The following is a 1,445-nucleotide window of genomic DNA, read 5'->3' on the forward strand; positions in this document are numbered from 1 at the left end:
CGAGCTCGCCGGCCGGAGGGCCGAAGATGCGGTCCGCGGTGTCGGGACGCGGCGTCGGCAGCGCGCCGGGGCCCGCGGTGGGGGCCGCGGCGGGTGCGACCCTCGGCGCCACCGCAGCAAGGGGGGGGCGCGGCTGGATCTCGGTGCGCGACAACGGCATCGCCGTGGTGGGTGCGACCGTGAGCGACTGGGTCCGCGGTGACGGGGTGCGGGTCTGGATGACGTCCGTGACCGTGCCGCCGTGGGCGTAGCGCTCGAGCGCGGTGACGACCTCACGCTGGTGCGGCCGGTCCGACGGGACCGGCGCGAGCGCGGCATACAGGAGGGGAGCGATGCGCGGGTCCACACCGCGGAGGTCGGGCTCGCCCGCCGTGACCCGCGACAGGACGGCGTCCATCGGCCCGCGACCGAACGGGGGGCGGCCGGACGCGGCGTACGCGAGGGTGGCAGCCCAGCCCCACCAGTCGGTGGCGGTCGAGACGGGGTCGCCCTCGACGACCTCGGGCGAGAGGTAGCCGGGGGTGCCCATGACGAGGCCGGTCATCGTCAGGCGGATGTCGTCGGTGACGTGCGCGATGCCGAAGTCGATGACCACCGGGTCGCCGTCGAGCAGGAGGACGTTGCCGGGCTTGAGGTCGCGGTGGATGACGTCGCTCGCGTGGATGACGTCGAGGGCCTCGGCGAGGCCGCGTCCCAGCCGGTGCAGGTCGTCGGCGCCCATCGGGCCGTCGGCGGAGATGACGTCGTCCAGGGGCGGGCCCGGCACGTAGCGGGTGACGATGAAGGGCCGGTCACCGTCGATGTCGGCGTCGATGACGGGGGCGACCCGCGGGCTGCGGATCCGGCTCAGCGTCTCGACCTCGCGCGACAGCCGGGCCCGGGCCGCGGGGTCGTGCGCGACGTGCGGGCGCAGGACCTTGATCGCGACCGCCCTGCCCTGCCGGTCGAGCGCGAGGTGCACGACGCCCATGCCACCCTCGCCGAGGCGCTGGACGAGGCGGTAGGACCCGAGCAGCGAGTGCTCCGGGAGCTCGTCGCGCTCCTCCGGCTCGTCGAGGATGTCGGCGGTCATGGGGGACACGGTATGCCGTGTGGCTGAGTGCGGCTCGTCCGAACCGCCGGGCGCGATGGGTCGCGTGGGACGGATGGGACTAGGCGGGGACCTCGCGGAGCCGTTCCCTCAGCTCCTCGCGCGAGGCGATGTCGAGCTTGGTGTAGACGTGGCGCAGGTGGTACTCGACCGTCTTGGGGCTGAGGAAGAGCGCGGCCGCGGCCTCCCTCGTCGTCCGCCCCTCGGCGAGCAGGTCGGCGATCTGCAGCTCGCGCGCCGTCAGCCCCACGACCGGGCCGGACACCCGCGAGCGCGAGCGCAGGCCGGTCGCCTCCAGCTCGGACGCGGCCGCGTCGGCCCACCGCGCCGCACCCAGCTCGTCGAACGCGGTCCG

Annotated in this window: 2 protein-coding genes; both read right to left on the reverse strand. The window is 75.2% G+C overall.

Annotated elements, in window-relative coordinates:
- Positions 1 to 1,072 (reverse strand): serine/threonine-protein kinase (locus N801_RS18960; protein WP_156996940.1); only part of this gene is annotated, 1,072 nt, incomplete at its 3' end.
- Positions 1,073 to 1,151: 79 nt separating this feature from the next.
- Positions 1,152 to 1,445 (reverse strand): helix-turn-helix domain-containing protein (locus N801_RS18965; protein WP_035940898.1); only part of this gene is annotated, 294 nt, incomplete at its 5' end.

The organism is Knoellia aerolata DSM 18566, from assembly GCF_000768695.1.
Taxonomy (GTDB): domain Bacteria; phylum Actinomycetota; class Actinomycetes; order Actinomycetales; family Dermatophilaceae; genus Knoellia; species Knoellia aerolata.